The organism is Streptomyces sp., from assembly GCF_050698815.1.
Lineage (GTDB): Bacteria > Actinomycetota > Actinomycetes > Streptomycetales > Streptomycetaceae > Streptomyces.
This window is the reverse complement of record NZ_JBOHCV010000080.1, coordinates 1-2,607: the sequence shown is the minus strand read 5'-3', so window position 1 is coordinate 2,607 and position 2,607 is coordinate 1. Positions and strand designations below refer to the sequence as shown.

Sequence of the window (2,607 nt, the reverse complement as noted above, 5' to 3'; positions counted from 1 at the left end):
GCGTGTTGACGAACGCCCGGTGATGTTCTCTGTCGCACCATTCCAGCTTCAAGTAGCTCTTTCCCGCCGAGGCGCGGATCGTGCGCTTGTCCCGGGCCAACGACTCCGCCGAGCGTGCGGACACCGTGATGTAGCCGACGAGGTTGACGCCCGCCGCGCCCGACGCGAGGTCCTCGCCGCGCTGGTCGACGCGGCCGTGAGCGGCGACGTCACGCGGGTCGATGGTTCGGTTCATCTTCGCCTGGCGGCTGGCCTCCGCCTCGTCGTTGGTCTTCTCCGTCAGCATCCGCTCGATCGCCTGCTCGGTCGGCTCCAGATCCATGGCCACCGAGACCGTACGGATCACGTCGGGTGTGTGCACGAGCAGCGGCGCGAGGAAGTTGACGCCGACCGGAGTCATCGGCCACTCCTTCACCCATGCCGTCGAGTGGCACCACGGCGCCCGTGTCGTCGACTCCCGCGTCTTCGCTTGCAGATACGTCGGCTCCATCGCGTCCAGCTCGGCGGGCCACGCGTTGCGCTTCGACATCGCCTGGAGGTGGTCGATGGCGTGGTCCGGGTCGTACATGGAGTGGATGAGTGATGCCAGCCTGGCCTGCCCGAGCGGCTGCCGCACCCGGATGTCCGCTTCCGTCAGACGGGCACAGATGTCCGTCAACTCGCGGGCCATCACGATGGCGAGGCCCTCGTCCTTGGACAGCTTGCGCCCCGCACGTCCCGCCGAGCGCTGCGCCGCCTTCGCGATCGTCGCGCCCTCGGCGGCCAGTTCGCGCCCGTAGTGCATGCAGGCGACCAGATAGGCGCGGTGCTGCTCGCTGGAGGTGGACACCATCGACTGCAGATGCTCGTAGGAGTCCCGCAGCCAGGGTGCGGCCTTTTCGTCGCCGCGCTGGTCGACGTCCTTGGCGTGGGCGTCGGGATCGGCGGGCAGCGTACGGGCCAGCATCTGCAGCCGGGTGACGTAGCCGTCGCCGTTCGCGACGTGTTTGAGGAGGGTGCCGAAGCGGTCGACGAGTGCTTCCTGGTCCTCGCTGTCGCGCAGTCCGACGCCCGGGCCCTCGATCTCGATGGCTGCGGTGACCGTACGGCGGTCGGCGTGCAGCAGCACGGCGAGTTCGTCCGGACCGAAGGGTGCGGAGAGCCAGTTGATGCGGCCGACGCCGGGCGGTGGGCCGATCTCGACCTCACGTCCGTCGAGCCGGACGCCGGCCTCGGCGACACCTGAGCGGTACGTGCTGCCTGCGCGCAGGATCCTGCGGAACGAACGGTTGATTTCGAACCACCTGTAGAACGTACGGCCCTTGTACGGCACGTAGATCGCGGCGAGCGCGAGCACCGGGAAGCCGAGGAGAGCAGGGATACGGAAGGAGAGCACGGGGATGAGCAGCCCGCTCATCATGCCGAGGAAGGCGCCCGTGATGATCAGGCCGATCTCGCCGGTCTCCCGGTTCTTGCCGATCATCGCGCTGGGCCGCGCCCGGCCGATCATGTACGTGCGGCGAGGGGCGGCGGCGAGGTGGGAGGGGGTCGTCATCCGCGGTCACCTCCGGAGCGGTTGCTGGAACCGCTGTTCCTGGTGGGGCGGGGTGGGGCGGAGCGGTCGTACGCGCGGGGGGCGGGCGGTGCCTTCTGCTGGGGCACGTCGCCGCCTCCGCCGCGGGTGCTGTGGGCGGCGACGCCGCCGGAGACCTGGTTGCCGGGCTTGGCGCCACCGCCACCCTGACCGCCGGCCGGGCCGCCACCGCGGGCGCTGTGCGTGTTGATGCCCTGCCGTACGAGCGCGGCCGGTGAGGAGACGACGGCGGCGGCCGCACGGGAGGCGGGGTCGCGGGAGGCGTTGCGGTGGTTGACGACCTCGTCGCCGAAGCCGGGGACGAAGCGGTAGATCATCGCGCTGGCGAAGATGGCCAGCAGGATGATGGACAGCCCGGAGACGATGGCCGAGAAGGCGTTGGGTCCATCGGCCGAGGACAGCGCCCCGGCCAGCCCGAGCACGATCACGATCACCGGTTTCACGAGGATGACGGCGATCATGATGCCTGCCCAGCGGCGGACGTGGCCCCACAGGTTCTTGTCGACCAGTCCGGCGTAGACGGCCGTGCCGAGCAATGCCCCGACGTACAACAGGGCTGCCCTGACGACGAGTTCGAGGTAGAGGACGCCGGCGGCGAGGACGGAGATGAGCGAGACGAGGATCAGCATGATCGGTCCGCCGCCGATCTCGTTCCCCTCCTTGAGCGCATCGGAGAACGTCCCGAAGAACTGGTCCGTCTCGTTGGACGTACCCGCCGCGACGACCTCGGTCACGCTGTCGGTCGCCGAGACCACGGTGTAGAGGATGAGCGGGGTGAACGCCGACGCGAGGACGGTGAGCCAGAGGAAGCCGATGGCTTCGGTGATCGCCTCCACGAACGGCACGCCACGGATGGCCCGCTTGGCGACGGCGAGCAGCCAGATCGTGAGGGTGAGGATGGTGGACGCCGCGAAGACGACGGCGTACTGGCGCAGGAACTCGGGGTTGGTGAAGTCGACCTTGGTCGTCTCGTTGACGAGCTCCGCCAGCTTGTCGATCGTCCACGAGGCGGCCTTGGCGCAGCCCTTGGCGAG

Annotated in this window: 2 protein-coding genes; both read right to left on the bottom strand. The window is 69.2% G+C overall.

Translation table 11 applies throughout. From position 1 onward, the window contains the following. Positions 1 to 1,534, bottom strand: a 1,534-nt coding sequence (locus ACRDP3_RS03315) for an SCO6880 family protein (protein ID WP_431515284.1), incomplete at its 3' end; no start/stop codon positions are given. After that, positions 1,531 to 2,607 (bottom strand): hypothetical protein (locus tag ACRDP3_RS03310; RefSeq protein WP_431515283.1); only part of this gene is annotated, 1,077 nt, incomplete at its 5' end. The genes ACRDP3_RS03315 and ACRDP3_RS03310, both read right to left, overlap by 4 nt.